Source organism: Niallia sp. FSL W8-0635 (assembly GCF_038007965.1).
Lineage (GTDB): Bacteria > Bacillota > Bacilli > Bacillales > Cytobacillaceae > Niallia.
On record NZ_JBBOYD010000001.1, the window covers coordinates 2,621,903 to 2,637,794 of the forward strand.

The following is a 15,892-nucleotide window of genomic DNA, read 5'->3' on the forward strand; positions in this document are numbered from 1 at the left end:
TATTGGAAAATTCCTCTTCTTTTATTTCGAATAGATGCTATTATTATTAACTACTTGAAGCTCTCTAGTTGTTTTTACCATTTCACTTCCGCATATTGGGCACTTTGGTGTCTCACTGCTTTTAAAATTATCACGAATCCAGCATTTACAAGTTTCTGATGTACAATCCCAAACCATCACTTCTTCTTTAACAATTTCTTCATTATTTCTTCTTCCAAATCCCATTGCCAAATGAAGCACCTCCAGGAAGCTAATTTTTTTGTCAAATAAACTATGTGATATAGGTAGTATTCGCAATCCATTTCATGCTTCTACCGCAATCTCTTACTATTATTCTCAATATCCACATAGAAAATTTAACTCCATAAAATAAAAAATCACTTGTAATCAAGAGAAAAACGAGAAATAATCCCTAAACAAGTGCATGAGAAGTATAAATCTAAACTAAAAACTAATATTAAATATAACATATATTAATAAGAAAGTCAAACTTTTCATTATGCCACACTTCCTACTATTAATGCAAATATTATTTAAATAAAATGTCGAGTAATCTGTCTTTTATTACGTATGAAAAGTTTAGGCTATTAAATTGTTTCAAATAGCTATTCCCTTCTTAATATGATATTATTTTTTAGGTGAACAAATTAACAATTGTTTATTGAAGAATTATTGGAGGTTTATTAAGTGAATATTAAAGAATATACTATTGAGGAAATAAAAGACCCAACTGGCATTCTTATCGGAACGCGTTACGAATTTTTCCTAACTGTTGAGTTCGATGAAGAAGATGAATTAGCGGAAGAAGACCATCTGCAAATAAAAGTTCTTTTCTCAGTAGATGAGAATGGATCACGCATTCTTAATTATCATTTTTATAATAGCTTAGAAAATAAATACTTAGATTATGGCTTAGAAGACGATGAGCTTGAAGAAATAAAAACATTTTGTAGCAAGCATTATTTAGATGAGGAAAATTAGGATAGAAAATAGAAAAAGAACGGAAGGAATGCTCCGTTCTTTTTCTATCTCGTGTTAAACTTCTATAGTTCTTCCATCTTCTACAATATGATGCATTAAATGCGCCAGGTAGTGGATAGGACCAAATTCTTCTTCATCCTCTTCCCCATCTTCTTCATATTGCAAATCATTTAAGTGTAATGCTACAAATTGATAGAAATCCTTTAGCTGAAAACTAAAGCAAGCAGATGGATTTTCACTTTCCTCTTCATATTGAAGAACTAAGTAAGATTCTTTTCCAGCCTCATCAACTGCATCAAAATAAATAAAGAATCCGATATTTGTATCTAATTCAAATAATTGTCTAGTACCTCTACTTGTAGCACGATTAAAATCGTCCTCACTTAGCTTTTGTACAAGCATTTGACCGACTCCATCTTCTGCATGGAAATTCACTGTAAATTCCTTCATATTAGGCACCTCTTTCTCTACTTTATTATTTTATACAATTATAGTTAAATTAGCAAAGTGTTGTACTTTTTATCCTTATAATAAGGAAGGGACAGCCCAGTATTTGGAAACTCCCATAAAAAAGAGTCCTTAAAAAGTATTTAAGGACTCTTTATTACAATTATAGTTTTGTCACATTTACAGCCTGTGGTCCACGGCTACCTTCTTCTATATCAAAGTTAACTTCTTGACCTTCATCTAAAGTTTTGAATCCTTCTGTTTGAATGGCAGAAAAATGTACAAATACATCTTCTCCACCTTCTACTTCGATAAATCCAAATCCTTTTTCAGAATTAAACCATTTTACTTTACCTGTTGCCATTTTTTATTGCCTCCTAGATTTAAATAACAAGGATATTTTTATGGTATATCCTTCATTTAATTAGTTTACCCATTTCGTCGTATTTAAAACGAGGAAAAGAAAAATTCCATCATTTTTTAGAAAAAACGGAACGAAGTAGTAAAGAACAGTACACCCTATTAACTAGAATGATTATTTACTTCTGTTACGATTTCTTGGTCTTCTATCACCAGAAGAAGCTGGGCGCTTTTTATCATATCCGCCACGTTCTCCACCACGATCCGAACGACGTCTACGATTACCGCCACCACCAGAACGATTATCTTTCTTTTTCGAACGTAATGGTTCAACAGCAGTTAATCTAACTGGAGTAGCATCTGGTTCTTTAGTTAGAAGCTTTAATGCTGCTGAAAGTAATGTTACAGAATCTGTCTCTTCTAATAAACCTTCTGCAACTCGCTTATATTCAGCATACTCATTTTCTTCAACTGTTTTTGTAATTTTATTAATAGTCGCTTGTTGGTTTCCTGCTAAAACATCAGTAAGAGAAGGAATTGGTTTTTTAGTCATTGATTTCTTGGTTACATTTTCAATGATACGTAAATGATCAAGTTCTCTAGGACTAACAAACGTTACTGCAAGACCTTTTTTACCAGCGCGGCCTGTTCTACCGATACGGTGAACATAGCTTTCTGGATCTTGTGGAATATCAAAGTTATAAACATGGGATACGCCACTAATATCTAATCCTCTAGCTGCTACATCTGTAGCTACCATGATGTCTATGCTTTGTTCTTTAAAACGACGGATAACTTGGTCACGTTTCCCTTGAGGAATATCACCATGAATTCCTTCTGCAGAGTAACCACGCTTAATTAATCCTTCCACTACCTCATCAACACGTCTTTTCGTACGGCCAAAGACAATTGCAAGTTCTGGTGATTGGATATCAAGTAAGCTACATAATACATCAAACTTTTGACGCTCTTGAACTTCCATATAGTGTTGTTCAATATTTGTTACGGTCATTTCTTTCGCTTTAACTCTAACTATTTCAGGCTCAACCATGAATCTTTCTGCAAGGCTTTGGATTCTTTTTGGCATTGTCGCTGAAAATAATAGCGTTTGACGAGAATCAGGAGTTTCACTTAAGATTCTTTCGATATCTTCAATGAATCCCATATTTAACATTTCATCTGCTTCATCAAGTACAATCATTTTTAAATCTTGTAAACGAATTGTTTTACGTTCAATATGGTCAATTAATCGACCAGGTGTTGCTGCGATGATTTCTGGTTTCTTTTTTAATCCACGAATTTGGCGATTAATATCTTGTCCACCGTAAATTGGTAATGTGCGGATTCCTTTTACAGAACCAATGCGATTTAATTCTTCTGCTACTTGGACTGCTAATTCTCTCGTTGGAGCAATAACTAACCCTTGAACTGCTTTACCAACCTCGATTTTTTCTAGTAAAGGTACACCAAATGCAGTTGTTTTACCTGTACCTGTTTGAGCTTGTCCAATCATATCTTTACCAGATAATGCAATTGGAATAGCCTGTGCCTGAATAGGTGTTGGCTCTTCGAATCCCATGTTTGATAATGCTTTTTCTAAACTGCTGCTTAATTTAAAATCTGAAAAAGTTGTCAATACTTTTTCCTCCTTGTAATTGTACTCTGTTGATTGATATTCCTTAGAATATAGGGCCAGAAATGTCGTAGGATAGGATCTTTATCATTTTTAAATGAATGGATTCCACTAATTTTAGCGCATGATTACTCTTTAATATAAACCTTAAAACACCGCCCTATTACTTAGGGACATTATTTGTTTAGAAAATACCAACCTAGAGTGTATTGTTTTATTTTGTTATAAATATATACTCTCCATTTTATTTCACTTTTTTTCATTTTCCAAAACATTAAGGTAAATAGGATCAATTAAAAGCCTTTATACCATACTTTAGTGGGAAATTATGTGGTTTTTTAACGGATGAATATAATGAAGTTGATGGAGATTTTTTATATAAATGCTAAGTTAAGTATTAAATCGTAATTTAATTACTTTATGCTTTCTATACTAAGATGTATAACAAAGCTTTTAAATAGAAGTTCAAGTGAACATCATTAAAAAAGGTGATGCATTTTGAAAGGCATCACCTTTTTTTAATTTGTTATTAAGCTTTAGTTACGTTAGAAGCTTGAGGTCCACGGTTACCTTCAACGATTTCAAAAGTTACGTCTTGGCCTTCTTCTAAAGTTTTGAATCCTTCTGTTTGAATAGCTGAGAAGTGAACGAATACGTCTTGACCTTCAGAAGACTCGATGAAACCAAAACCTTTTTCTGCGTTAAACCATTTTACTTTACCTGTGTTCATTGTAAAACCTCCAAAATTGTGTTACACACTAAGCACCTAATATAACTTTTAGGAATCGATACCTCATTCAACATGAAAAAGCCGTAGTTGAAATGATGTAGAAGAAAATCGCCTACATACATTGCAGCTACGACCACCTTATCCATAAAACATATACCGAACTTAATTGCGTTACCCTTATAATATAATTTTATTCACTTTTTGTCAATAACGTTTTCGAAACTTTAGGTTTCATTTTAGACGTTGACAGCTTCTGCAGAGTCAACAGTATGTTTTAGTAGCATGCTAATAGTAACTGGTCCAACGCCTCCAGGGACTGGTGTGATAGCTGAAGCATTTTCTAGACATGCTTCATAGTCTACATCTCCTATATTCCCTTTATTATAACCCGCATCTAAGATTACCGCGCCAGGTTTAATCCAATCTCCTTGTATAAAGTTAGGCTTTCCTACTGCAGCGATAACGATATCAGCTTGTTTAACATATTCCTCTACATGCAATGTACGAGAGTGGCAAGTTGTCACAGTTGCATCTTTATTTAATAGTAAAGCAGAAACCGGTTTTCCTAAGATTGGACTCCGCCCTACTACAACTGCATGCTTCCCGCTAGCTTCTAGACCATAATGCTCCATTATTTTCATAATGGCAGCAGGTGTACACGATGGATATTTACCAAACCCAAGTGCTGTTTGCCCATAGCCAAAGCTAGTAACGCCGTCTACATCTTTGTCAATCTTAATTGCTTCAAATGCTTTTCTTTCATCTATATGACTGGGAACAGGATGCTGTAACAAAATTCCATGAACATCCTTATCGTTATTTAAAGCGTTTATCGTTTCCAATAATTGTTCTGTTGTTGTTTCTTTGTCCAAATGGATTTTTCGTGATTCAATCCCTAATTTTGCACATGCATTACCTTTCATTTTTACATAAGTAGCCGAGGATGAATCATCTCCAACTAGAATGGTTGCTAAGCAAGGTGTTATTCCATTTTGCTTTAGAGTACTTATTCTTCCTTTTAATTCATTCTTTACTGCATTTGCTACTACATTTCCGTCTAAAATTAATTTTTCCGACATGTATATACCTCCTGGTAAATTATAAAAAGAAGTGCGTTTGCGACTCTTTTGCCCAGACGACCGGCTATACATATACACAGCTCCCATATGGTTATTTCCATTTATGTCGTCAGTCACTATGTATTAATAAGTTCATTTGTATCATATCATAGCTTCTTTTGAATTGAAATAATATACCCCATATTCTCAAAGAATTTTAAGACAAGATTTTTTATCTCGCACGATCTTTTTTTATACAAGAAAAAGCCTCCCTAAAACAGTTTTAACTCTGTTTTAGGAAGGCCTTTTATGTATCCATCTTTATGAATACTCTTAGCTATGCATATATTTAAGGACATACACTAATACTTATTAATGGTGTAAATGCCTAAAACAACGAAAGCCCTACCTCTCTTTCATCCTTACGGCTCCTAGGCCGTGCCAGTGTGAATTTAGGGTGAATCGTGCAGAACACAAAAATACATTTCTGAAAAATAATAATGGAAGGATTAATCCGCATTAGGAAGGATTTTAAATGTGTTTTTGAAGATAAATTGGAGTGTAATTGTTATGAATGTTCTTATATAGCTGTTCCGTTTACTTATAAATTTCTTGTTACCTTACACATAATTCTACAAAATTCTGTTTAAACCTCAAATACATACAAGTAACATCATAACTTAGAATTGAATTTAAGTCAACTACACCCTTCCCTATTTTTGTAAAAATGTTAATTAATTGGCTTTCCGAACCCATGTAAACTAACTAAAGAAAACAATCTTGGAATAAACCCACAGGCTGAATACATATCACTTTCCGACGGCTCCACTTTAGCCACGTTAAACTTCCATGTTCACCTGTGGGCTCTCCATATCCAGCCTGCACAGTATTTTTTCCTTTTCTTACATAAGTAAGTAAAAAACAGCTAATACATAAAGAGTATGATTTAAATGATTTATTGCTTAATCAATTTCCCTTCAAACGGTACTGTTGCTTTGTGAATTTCATCTTCTAATTCTGAAGTTAAGGTATTTATTCTTTCATTACTCCACTCATAATAATCTGCCATATACTCTATTACATCTTCTTTAACTTCTTGTACTTTATTAATATCAAATAGTAGCATTCCCGTCCGTCTTAATAGGACATCTGTTGGTGTCATAGCAAATTCGTATTCCATTGCATAACGTATTTTTGCAAATAATACTTGCGAAAGCGCTCCATTATTTTCGACAGTTTGTTTTGCAAGGCTATATACAATGGGAGCATTACTACCATATAGTTTTGCAATTGATTCTGCATCCTTTTTTGAAAGTCCTGCATCCATTCCCTTTGCTACTACGTCTTTAATATATGTTGAAAAACCTTTTGAACCTCCAACTTCCCCTCCTGAGATTGGCAATGATTTTGTCATACAATTATTAAACGTTTTTCCTGATTTCTCTTGCAATCTTCTAGCCACCAAGTCAACAACGGTTTCAGCCATTTTACGATAACCAGTTAGTTTTCCTCCAGCAATCGTAATTAACTTACTTTCCGACTCCCAAATTTCATCTTTTCGCGAAATTTCTGATGGGTCTTTTCCATCTTCCAAAATCAACGGTCTAACTCCAGCCCAGCTTGATTCCACATTCTCTGCTGTAACAGACACAGATGGAAACATAAATTTAATTGCCCCTAGAATATAATCTCTATCCTCTATCGACATAGATGGATGAACTGGATCATCACTATAAAAAGTATCCGTTGTCCCTACATAGGTTTTACCATCTCTAGGAATAGCAAATACCATTCTGCCATCTGGTGTATCAAAATATACAGCTTGTTTTAGTGGGAAAACAGATTGATCGATTACTAAATGTACTCCTTTTGTAAGCTGCAGGGTTTTCCCTTTCTTGCTTCCATCTATGGTTCTTAACGTATCAACCCATGGACCGGTAGCATTCACAATGGTATTTGCATAAATAGGATAAACAGTATCCTCTATTAGATTTCTAACTTCAACACCTTCTATCTTGCCATTATTATCATATAAAAAGTTTTCTACTTTCGTATAATTAATAGCAGTTGCTCCATTATCCACTGCTTTTTTCATTACCTCTACAGTTAAACGACTGTCATCTGTTCGATACTCCACATAGTACCCACCACCTTTAAGACCATCTTTTCTTATTAATGGTTCTTTGGAAAGTGTTTCATCTTTTGAAAGCATTTTTCTACGTTCTGTTTTTTTTACTCCAGCAAGAAAATCATATACTCTTAACCCGATATTTGTTGAAAATTTACCAAAGGTTCCGCCTTGATGTAAAGGAAGAAGCATCCATTCAGGTGTCGTTACATGTGGTCCATTTTCATACACAACTTCTCTTTCCTTCCCTACTTCTGCAACCATTTTCACTTCAAATTGCTTTAAATATCGTAATCCTCCGTGAACTAATTTTGTTGATCTACTAGATGTTCCAGCAGAGAAATCTTGCATTTCTACAAGCGCTACTTCCATTCCTCTAGTTGCTGCATCTAAAGCAATACCGGCACCTGTTATACCACCACCGATTACTAACACATCAAATTTCTTATCCATTAATTGTTGTTCTATTACGTCTCTACTACTTGGCTTTTTTTGCAAAGTAAAAACCTCCCTATGAAGTGAAAACCGTATTGGTACGATTAATGATTTTTTCTATTTGTTATTTGTTTAAATTAGATTGGTTTGAAGAATCAACTTATGCTCTTTCCATTTATTTAAGAATGATATGTAACAATTCTAATTAAACAAAAAGAGACCACAAAGTTACATTATCATTATGATGATAATGCCTTGTGGTCTCTCCGATTCTCCAGACAAAATTATTAACTTAATTTTATTATAACATATTAATCTATATATTCATAGTATTTATATTATTCTAAGAAGCTATATTTCTCATAAATCAGGTGATAATAATTCTTTATTTAAAAGCCATTGTTGCTTTAACAGCTTTCTTCCAGCCCTTATACAAATTTTCTCTTTGGTCTTCCTCCATTTTTGGCTCAAATGAACGATCCAAACTCCATTGTTCAGCAATTTCCTCTTGATCCTTCCAGAAGCCAACTGCTAAACCAGCAAGATAAGCTGCTCCTAAAGCCGTTGTTTCATTTACAACTGGTCTTTCTACAGGAACATTCAATATATCCCCTTGGAATTGCATTAAGAAATTGTTGCGAACAGCTCCACCGTCTGCTCTTAAAGTCTTTACCTGAATTTCTGAGTCAGCTTCCATAGCAGATAGAACATCTCTTGTCTGATACGCAAGAGATTCCAATGTTGCACGAATGAAATGTTCCTTGGTCGTTCCTCTTGTTACACCAAACATTGCTCCTCTTACATCACTATCCCAATAAGGGGTTCCAAGTCCTACAAAAGCAGGTACTAAATAGACTCCATCAGTAGATTCCACTCTGCTTGCATAATCTTCACTATCTTTAGCATCCTTTATTACTCTTAAACCGTCTCTAAGCCATTGGATAGCAGATCCTGCAACAAAAATACTTCCCTCCAACGCATAATGAACTTTCCCATCTATTCCCCATGCAATTGTTGTTAATAGCCCATGATCTGATTTCACTGCTTTTTCACCGGTATTCATTAACATAAAGCAGCCTGTTCCATACGTATTTTTTGCCATCCCAGCTTCAAAGCAAGCCTGACCAAATAAAGCAGCTTGCTGATCTCCTGCTACTCCTGCAATTGGAATTTTGTTCCCAAAGAAATGTCCTTCTACCGTATGTGCATAAACTTCTGAAGATTGTTTTACTTCTGGCAGCATAGATTTTGGAACAGTTAATATTTCAAGCAATTCATCATCCCATTTTAAATCGTAAATGTTAAACATTAATGTACGTGATGCATTTGTATAGTCTGTTACATGCGCTTCTCCACCTGATAATTTCCAGATAAGCCAAGTATCAATCGTCCCAAATAATAAATCTCCATTGTCAGCTTTTTGTCTAGCACCCTCAACATTATCTAGTATCCACTTAACCTTTGTACCTGCAAAATAGGCATCAATTAACAGTCCTGTTTTATCACGGAAAAGTTGATTATAGCCCTGCGCTTTCAATTCCTCGCAAATTCCATTCGTTTGTCTTGACTGCCATACTATCGCATGATAAACAGGAACACCAGTATTCTTATCCCATACTACTGCCGTTTCCCTCTGATTAGTAATACCGATTCCTTCGATTTGTTCTGGCTTAATATCTGATTCGGATAAAACGGTTGCAATAACCGCTAATATCGAACCCCATATTTCATTCGCATTATGCTCGACCCAACCTGGCTTTGGAAAGATTTGCGTAAACTCTTTTTGTGCAACATGCACAATTTCCCCTTTTTTATTAAAAATAATCGCTCTTGAACTTGTTGTTCCTTGATCTAATGACAAAATAAATTTCTCCATGTTTATTCCTCCCCTTATACCAATAGTTACGCTGCCTTTTGATTCATACTCTTACTTTCCTCTTTTGTCATAAAAAATGCAAGCAATAATACTATTGCGTTTATCGCTAATACTACCCAGAAACTAGATAGGATAACGCCTTTAAAAAGATATGTATATACAATTGCAGCTAGTGAACCACCTAGAATTGGACCAACAACTGGTATCCACGCATATCTAAAATTCGATGTCCCTTTTCCTGCAATCGGCAACACAAAATGGGCAATTCTTGGTCCAAGGTCTCGTGCTGGGTTGATTGCATATCCTGTTGTGCCACCTAAAGACATACCAATTACTACAATTAATAAACCTACAGCAATCGGGTTAAGACCTTCAGTAAAACTATTTGCGCCGATAAATAACAATCCTAGAACTAACATAAAAGTTCCAATTAATTCACTTAATAAATTGGAAAAAGTGTGTGGTATCGCAGGACCAGTTGAAAACACTGCTAATTTTGCTCCTGGATCCTTTGTTGCACCCCAATGCGGAAGATAGTGCAGATAAACAATACATGCCCCTAAAAAAGCACCAAACATTTGCGCTAAAATATAGGGTCCTACTTGATTCCATGCAAAATCGCCTGTTATTGCAAGGGCAATCGTAACGGCTGGATTTAGGTGAGCACCACTGATACTTCCAACAGCAAACACACCCATTGTCACAGCTAATCCCCATGCTAAAGTAACAACAATCCAACCACCGCCATTTGAGAACGCCTTCTTTAAATTCCCACCTGCTACGACCCCGCCGCCAAATACAATTAGAATCATTGTTCCAATAACTTCTCCCATAAAAGCAGACATTCTAATCCCCCTTATCATTTTTCACTCCGTTTTTTTAGTTTTACATGTAATCAAAAACAACTACCATTTTATACTAATTTAGAATTGTTTTAAATCACATTTCACTTAAAGTAGAGAGTGATATTGGTTAATAAATGCGCAAAAAAAGGAGAGCACGACAGATAACAGCCAATAATAAATTATGGCTCCCTGCGTGCATCTCCTTTTCTCCTACACAATAAATTAACTTGTAAATTCATTGTAAACGCTTACCATCGAACTGTCAATTATTTTTTTACCATTTATACTATAGAAACAGTATTTATTTATTCCCCTTTGACTTTATCTCTTCCCATAACTCTTTTTTTGAAGTAGTAATACTTGTCGCACCAGCTTCGATTGCTTTTCTAACATCTTCCTTTGTTCGAATCAATCCCCCAGCAAGTATTGGTACATTTATACGTTTTTTAATTTCCGTTATCATCCAAGGCATCATCCCAGGCAGAACTTCAATATAATCCGGATTCGTTCTTTGGACGAGTTTAAGACTTTTCGCTATTGCATGACTATCGAGCAGGAATACCCTTTGAATAGCAACCACATTTTTCTGCTTTGCTTTTAAAATTACCGATGATTTTGTAGAAATAACCCCATAAGGCTTAAATTCCTGACATATAAATTCTGTCCCGAAATCATCACTTTTCAAACCTTGAATTAAATCTACATGATAAATCATTTTCTTATTTGCTTTTTTAGCAAGAAGGCTAATATGCTTTAATTGTGAAATGTGCACCTCCAAAAATACACCAATTTCATAATCACTTTTTAAGAAAGCTTCAAATTCCTTCATATTTGATGATGCAGGTATAATATGCTGATTCATTTTTCTTCCCCCATAATTGACTTTTTCCCTTTATTCAAAACTTAGTAAGCCTGTCTCTCTATATTTACACTATCCCTCTAGAAAAAACATTTATCGCTTTGTTCTAAATTCATATAAACGAAAAGCTAAAATACAAATTGCTGAATAAGCAATCCCTATCGAATATCCGCCTACTACATCCGTCGGATAATGGACGCCTAAATATATTCTACTAACACCAATGAGAACGATAAAAAGACAAGCAATAATATATGCTATAATTTTGCTCCCAGTCGATTTCACTATATGTATACATAGATAGGCACATGAGCCAAAAAATATAAGGGAGCCCATCGAGTGTCCACTTGGGAAACTATAGCCTTTCTCTATTATAACAGGCAAAATATCTGGACGCTCTCTTTTAAAAAACCATTTAAGCAGTTTATTTAAGAGTGCACCTAAACCATTTGCGGTAATAAAAAAGATTGCTAAAGCATATTTTTTCCTCCATAACAAAAGAATCGTAATTATTAATATCGCAGTTGTTATAAAAGATACGGACCCTAAAAAAGTCACTCGTTCTACCCATATTGTTAAATCCTCTGAAATATATGACTGAATAAAATCGATAATTGTATTGTCAAATGATAGGATATCCGAACTACTAACTAGCTTTGCGATCACATAAAAAATGCTACTAAAAACAAGGATAATAGCAATCATCATCATTATATATTTTAAAGTTATTTTTCTTTCCATATAAACTCCTCGCTATTTCTTAGGTGAAAGCTTGGTTAATCCAAGCTTTCCCCTTTCACTTTTCAAGCTTCTTTAGCCACTTTCTTTCTTGTTGTCTTCTTCTTCTTTTCTTCGATTTTTTGGGGCTTTGTATTATCAATCGAAGCTTGGAGTGCAGCCATTAAATCCATGACATTCGATTTTTGTTGCTTATCTGTACCTGTAACTACTTCTTCACCGGCTTTTTTCGCTTCAATTAATTCAAGAAGAGCTGTTCTATATTCATCCGTGTATTTATCTGGTGTAAATTCTGTTGTTAATTGATCGATTAATAAAATGGCTGTTTCTAATTCTTTTTTCTCTATTTGATTAACGGCCGGTACATTTGGAACATCTTCCACCTTGCGCACTTCATCTGGAAAGTGAATAGTCTCCATCACGAGTGTATTTTCATAAACGCGAATAATCGCTAACTGCTCCTTCGAACGAATAATGATTTTTGCTATACCAACTTTACCTGTTTCAAGTAAAGCTTGTCTTAATAATGCGTATGCCTTATTCCCACCCTCACCTGAAGACATATAATAACACTTTTCAAAATAAATGGGATCAATTTCTTCCATTTTCACAAAATCAATAATCTCTACTGATTTATCCTCATTTTCTTTGCGAAGTTTTTCCAAATCTTCTTCATCAAGCACTACATATTTTCCTTTTGCATATTCATATGCCTTCACAATTTCTTCTGGCCCAACTTCTTTTTCACAAGCAGAGCATTTCTTTTCATATTTAATTGGCGCATGACACGCTTTATGAAGCGTTCTTAACTTAATATCTTTATCCTCAATTGCAGAATGTAATTTAATCGGTATACTCACTAGTCCAAAGCTTATATTTCCTTTCCACATTGTATGCATAGTTTATCTCCATTCTCTTTTAGTTCCATCTTTTCGATAATGCATTGAAAAATAAGCAAAATGAATCATCTTTGTACCTATTATTACATTGTGTTTCCCTGTGTTTTTCATACCATTTAATTATTGGTAGTACACATCATTCATACCTAGCAGCATCACAAGGTAATACTATTATTATGGAATGATTATTAGGAGGATAAACTTATGTATACAGCTTCATTTTTTATAAGTAATTATCATAAAAAAACAGAGAGCTTTGGCGTTAGCGTCCGATTAAATAAGGAAATCATAGCTGTTGGCTCCTTTAAAAAAGGGTTAAAAGAAGAGGAAAAAACCGCCCTGTTAGATATCATAAAAGAACATTACAAGGATCAAGACGAAGACTTTTACCATATGGATCCAGGAATTTGTGTTGAACTACATTTTGCCTCATTTAAAAACCAAAAATTAATCAATCCTGTTTTCTCTAAATTTTTATTTAATCAAAATTGGCAAGAATGTACATTAGAACATTTACTTGCATCAGATAGTACTACAGTCACGCATCCTGACAAACCCCTTTTTCCCGATTTGAATATAACGAAACTTGATTATATTTTTTATTTAAAGGAGGTAAGTCCTTATTTCCTACCATTTTTAAAAAATAGGTTATTGACAACCATTCGCTTTCCCCATGGTATGTTTGGGGAATCATTTTATCAAAAACAATGCCCAGATTATGCTCCTACCTTTATTGAAACATATAGAAAGGAGGACATTGAATATATTGTTTGCAATAATATAGAAACTCTTTTATGGTTGGGAAATCAATTAGCATTTGAATTCCATATCCCATTTGAAACAATCTATTCAAATAGCATGCCTTCAGAAATTGTGTTTGACCTTGACCCACCTTCAAGTAACCATTTTCATATGGCAATTGAAGCAGCAAAAGTTCTGCAAAAAATTCTTGATCGATTACAACTACTGTCCTTTTTAAAAATTTCCGGTAATAAAGGCATTCAGGTCTATTTGCCACTTCCTGAAAAAACATTCTCTTACGAGGAAGTGCGGCTTTTCACAGAATTTATTGCGCATTATATGATAGAAGAGAAACCAGAACTCTTCACAATTGAACGATTAAAAAAGAATCGAAAAAACAGATTATACATTGACTATATCCAGCATAGTGAAGGAAAAACGATTATTTCCCCTTATTCTATTCGCGGAAACAAAGGAGGATATGTTGCATGTCCAATCGAATGGAAGGAACTAACAAATAATTTACACCCTAGTCAATTTTCTATGACAGTTGTCCTTCAAAGATTGGAAAAAGGGATAAATCCTTTTTCTACTTATTTTGAAGCAAAAGAAAAACAGCCATTTCGTCAAGTTCTCGATGTATTAACTAAAACGCAAAAATAACAAAGGGAGTTTCCTCGATTAGGTCAACTCCCTATTCCTATTATTCCAGTTTACATTCTTCAATAGGGACAGTAACAAATGATTCTATTACTGGATGTCTTAATGTTCTGCCATCCGTCCATTCTAGAAAGGAAATTTTCACAGTTAGTGCCGGCCTTAACCATACACCATCCTTCACATCAATTGAATGAAAGAATGGATTGTCTTTGATTACGATTTCTTCAATTGCTTTTGTAATTGCTCTCCAGTCCTTTGCAGTTAATTTTCCAGAACCTGCACTTCCTATATATATTAAATTACCTACCTTATCAAAAAGGCCAAGATGAAGGGAATGGACAGTCTTATTTTTCAATGTAACTCCACCTACAACAGCGATAAGATCTTGTTCCTTTTTCCGCTTTCTCCATCTTGCATCCTTTCCGTCTAATACATATGTACTTTCCAGGTCCTTACAGACAATTCCTTCGAGGTGATGCTCCTCGCAAACCTTAAATAAACCATCTGTATCCGAAAAACTTTCTACAAGACGAATTACTTCATTTTCTATAATGCTTTCTTGTAGAATACACTGTCTTTCATGTAGCGGCTTGTCTAATAGCCATTGGTCATCCGCATAAAGTATATCAAAAATCATATATGTTATCGGAACTTCTTCCTGCAATCGATTCACTCTCGCTACATTTCTAACACGATCACGCTTCATTACTTCATAAAAGGAAGGCTTCCCATCTTGAAAAGCAATCACTTCCCCATCTAATATACAATTTTTAAGTCGAATATAAGAGCTTGTTTGAAGGAGCTCTGGATATTGTTGCGTTCTTTCGTTTTTCTTTCTGTTAAATAATAGTGTTTTATCTCCGTCGTAATAGGTGATTATCCTTGTACCATCCCATTTCACCTGGGCAATCCACTGATCACCTTTTGGAATGACATCTGTTAAAATTGGTTCAAATGGCTTTATTGGCTTCATTTATTTTATCCTTTTGCTGTTTTCTGAACGATTGTTGCTTTTTCAATAGGAAATTAAATGGATTAGAAATACGGAACAGCCTGAATACTCGTATACACCAAAGGAATTAGCGAGTGGAGAAGCGCTAGTGATGCCTGTGGAGGATTAAGCATTTCCCCATGGGAAGCGAAGTGTATTTAGGAAGCGGGTCATAGCAACAAATTTTTGAAAACAGCCTATCCTTTTTATTCTTACCATTTACTAATAGATAAATAATATACAGTAATATTCATATTCATTTAGAGTTTTAATTAATCCATTTGAGATGATGAGACCATCATTCAGCTTAATGGATTAAGAAGAGGAAAAAGCTCCTTACAAAATGTCTAAGAATTCTATTTTGAGGTGCTTTTCTTAAAATATGTGCCGATTTGACAGTGGCGAGTGGCGTGGGAATCGTTATTGGTATCTAAAATGGAAAATCCTTATTTATATAAAGCCTCACCACATACTTTTAATACGGTTCACCGTCATGCATTAAAATGAGGTT

The 15,892-nt window shown here is 34.5% G+C and carries 15 protein-coding genes and 1 riboswitch; of the genes, 2 read left to right on the forward strand and 13 right to left on the reverse strand.

All coding sequences use genetic code 11. The annotated features are described in order from the left end of the window. Nucleotides 1-21: 21 nt before the first annotated feature. Nucleotides 22-225, reverse strand: a complete 204-nt coding sequence (locus NYE52_RS12620) for a cold-shock protein (RefSeq protein WP_031535927.1) — start codon at nucleotides 223-225, stop codon at nucleotides 22-24. A gap of 462 nt (nucleotides 226-687) precedes the next feature. Between NYE52_RS12620 and NYE52_RS12625 the strand changes: the two genes are divergently transcribed. Further along, the gene (locus tag NYE52_RS12625) at nucleotides 688-981 is read left to right on the forward strand and encodes a DUF6509 family protein (protein WP_341193387.1); all 294 of its coding nucleotides are present in this window, start codon (nucleotides 688-690) and stop codon (nucleotides 979-981) included. Between the two features lie 54 nt (nucleotides 982-1,035). Here the strand turns inward: NYE52_RS12625 and NYE52_RS12630 are convergent, their stop codons facing one another. From NYE52_RS12630 to ku, 11 genes are all read right to left on the reverse strand, one after another. Further along, the gene (locus tag NYE52_RS12630) at nucleotides 1,036-1,431 is read right to left on the reverse strand and encodes a cytosolic protein (RefSeq protein ID WP_341193388.1); all 396 of its coding nucleotides are present in this window, start codon (nucleotides 1,429-1,431) and stop codon (nucleotides 1,036-1,038) included. A gap of 160 nt (nucleotides 1,432-1,591) precedes the next feature. Further along, a complete protein-coding gene (locus NYE52_RS12635; RefSeq protein WP_031535932.1) occupies nucleotides 1,592-1,792 on the reverse strand; it encodes a cold-shock protein in 201 nt (66 codons plus the stop codon). Between the two features lie 171 nt (nucleotides 1,793-1,963). Further along, entirely contained in the window at nucleotides 1,964-3,424 is a 1,461-nt protein-coding gene (locus NYE52_RS12640) for a DEAD/DEAH box helicase (protein ID WP_341193389.1), read from the reverse strand. Between the two features lie 526 nt (nucleotides 3,425-3,950). After that, a complete protein-coding gene (locus NYE52_RS12645; RefSeq protein ID WP_016203922.1) occupies nucleotides 3,951-4,151 on the reverse strand; it encodes a cold-shock protein in 201 nt (66 codons plus the stop codon). Between the two features lie 236 nt (nucleotides 4,152-4,387). Next, complete coding sequence (locus tag NYE52_RS12650) at nucleotides 4,388-5,230, reverse strand: bifunctional 5,10-methylenetetrahydrofolate dehydrogenase/5,10-methenyltetrahydrofolate cyclohydrolase (protein WP_341193390.1); 843 nt, start codon at nucleotides 5,228-5,230, stop codon at nucleotides 4,388-4,390. A gap of 43 nt (nucleotides 5,231-5,273) precedes the next feature. Continuing rightward, nucleotides 5,274-5,357, reverse strand: a riboswitch (ZMP/ZTP riboswitch). Nucleotides 5,358-6,164: 807 nt separating this feature from the next. Beyond that, nucleotides 6,165-7,790 (reverse strand): glycerol-3-phosphate dehydrogenase/oxidase, encoded by a 1,626-nt coding sequence (locus NYE52_RS12655; RefSeq protein WP_341195183.1) that lies wholly within the window; start codon nucleotides 7,788-7,790, stop codon nucleotides 6,165-6,167. Nucleotides 7,791-8,157: 367 nt separating this feature from the next. Continuing rightward, nucleotides 8,158-9,648, reverse strand: coding sequence for a glycerol kinase GlpK (glpK, locus tag NYE52_RS12660; RefSeq protein ID WP_341193391.1), 1,491 nt, complete (start codon nucleotides 9,646-9,648; stop codon nucleotides 8,158-8,160). A gap of 26 nt (nucleotides 9,649-9,674) precedes the next feature. Continuing rightward, a complete protein-coding gene (locus NYE52_RS12665; protein ID WP_341193392.1) occupies nucleotides 9,675-10,493 on the reverse strand; it encodes an MIP/aquaporin family protein in 819 nt (272 codons plus the stop codon). A gap of 301 nt (nucleotides 10,494-10,794) precedes the next feature. Next, a complete protein-coding gene (locus NYE52_RS12670) occupies nucleotides 10,795-11,355 on the reverse strand; it encodes a glycerol-3-phosphate responsive antiterminator (protein ID WP_341193393.1) in 561 nt (186 codons plus the stop codon). 90 nt (nucleotides 11,356-11,445) lie between these two features. Further along, on the reverse strand, nucleotides 11,446-12,093 hold the full coding sequence (locus NYE52_RS12675) for a phosphatase PAP2 family protein (RefSeq protein ID WP_341193394.1): 648 nt from the start codon (nucleotides 12,091-12,093) through the stop codon (nucleotides 11,446-11,448). 62 nt (nucleotides 12,094-12,155) lie between these two features. After that, entirely contained in the window at nucleotides 12,156-12,989 is an 834-nt protein-coding gene (gene ku, locus NYE52_RS12680) for a non-homologous end joining protein Ku (RefSeq protein WP_341193395.1), read from the reverse strand. Between the two features lie 204 nt (nucleotides 12,990-13,193). On the opposite strand from ku, the gene ligD reads away from it, so the two are divergent. After that, nucleotides 13,194-14,393 (forward strand): DNA ligase D, encoded by a 1,200-nt coding sequence (ligD, locus tag NYE52_RS12685; protein WP_341193396.1) that lies wholly within the window; start codon nucleotides 13,194-13,196, stop codon nucleotides 14,391-14,393. Between the two features lie 40 nt (nucleotides 14,394-14,433). Here ligD and NYE52_RS12690 read toward each other — a convergent pair whose 3' ends face one another. Next, a complete protein-coding gene (locus tag NYE52_RS12690; RefSeq protein ID WP_341193397.1) occupies nucleotides 14,434-15,363 on the reverse strand; it encodes an ATP-dependent DNA ligase in 930 nt (309 codons plus the stop codon). Between the last annotated feature and the right edge of the window lie 529 nt (nucleotides 15,364-15,892).

Coding starts and splice junctions, on each gene's coding strand:
- NYE52_RS12620 (WP_031535927.1), bottom strand. CDS start 225: ATGGGATTTGGAAGAAGAAATAATGAAGAAATTGTTAAAGAAGAAGTG.
- NYE52_RS12630 (WP_341193388.1), bottom strand. CDS start 1,431: ATGAAGGAATTTACAGTGAATTTCCATGCAGAAGATGGAGTCGGTCAA.
- NYE52_RS12635 (WP_031535932.1), bottom strand. CDS start 1,792: ATGGCAACAGGTAAAGTAAAATGGTTTAATTCTGAAAAAGGATTTGGA.
- NYE52_RS12645 (WP_016203922.1), bottom strand. CDS start 4,151: ATGAACACAGGTAAAGTAAAATGGTTTAACGCAGAAAAAGGTTTTGGT.
- NYE52_RS12650 (WP_341193390.1), bottom strand. CDS start 5,230: ATGTCGGAAAAATTAATTTTAGACGGAAATGTAGTAGCAAATGCAGTA.
- NYE52_RS12655 (WP_341195183.1), bottom strand. CDS start 7,790: ATGGATAAGAAATTTGATGTGTTAGTAATCGGTGGTGGTATAACAGGT.
- glpK (WP_341193391.1), bottom strand. CDS start 9,648: ATGGAGAAATTTATTTTGTCATTAGATCAAGGAACAACAAGTTCAAGA.
- NYE52_RS12665 (WP_341193392.1), bottom strand. CDS start 10,493: ATGTCTGCTTTTATGGGAGAAGTTATTGGAACAATGATTCTAATTGTA.
- NYE52_RS12670 (WP_341193393.1), bottom strand. CDS start 11,355: ATGAATCAGCATATTATACCTGCATCATCAAATATGAAGGAATTTGAA.
- NYE52_RS12675 (WP_341193394.1), bottom strand. CDS start 12,093: ATGGAAAGAAAAATAACTTTAAAATATATAATGATGATGATTGCTATT.
- ku (WP_341193395.1), bottom strand. CDS start 12,989: ATGCATACAATGTGGAAAGGAAATATAAGCTTTGGACTAGTGAGTATA.
- ligD (WP_341193396.1), top strand. CDS start 13,194: ATGTATACAGCTTCATTTTTTATAAGTAATTATCATAAAAAAACAGAG.
- NYE52_RS12690 (WP_341193397.1), bottom strand. CDS start 15,363: ATGAAGCCAATAAAGCCATTTGAACCAATTTTAACAGATGTCATTCCA.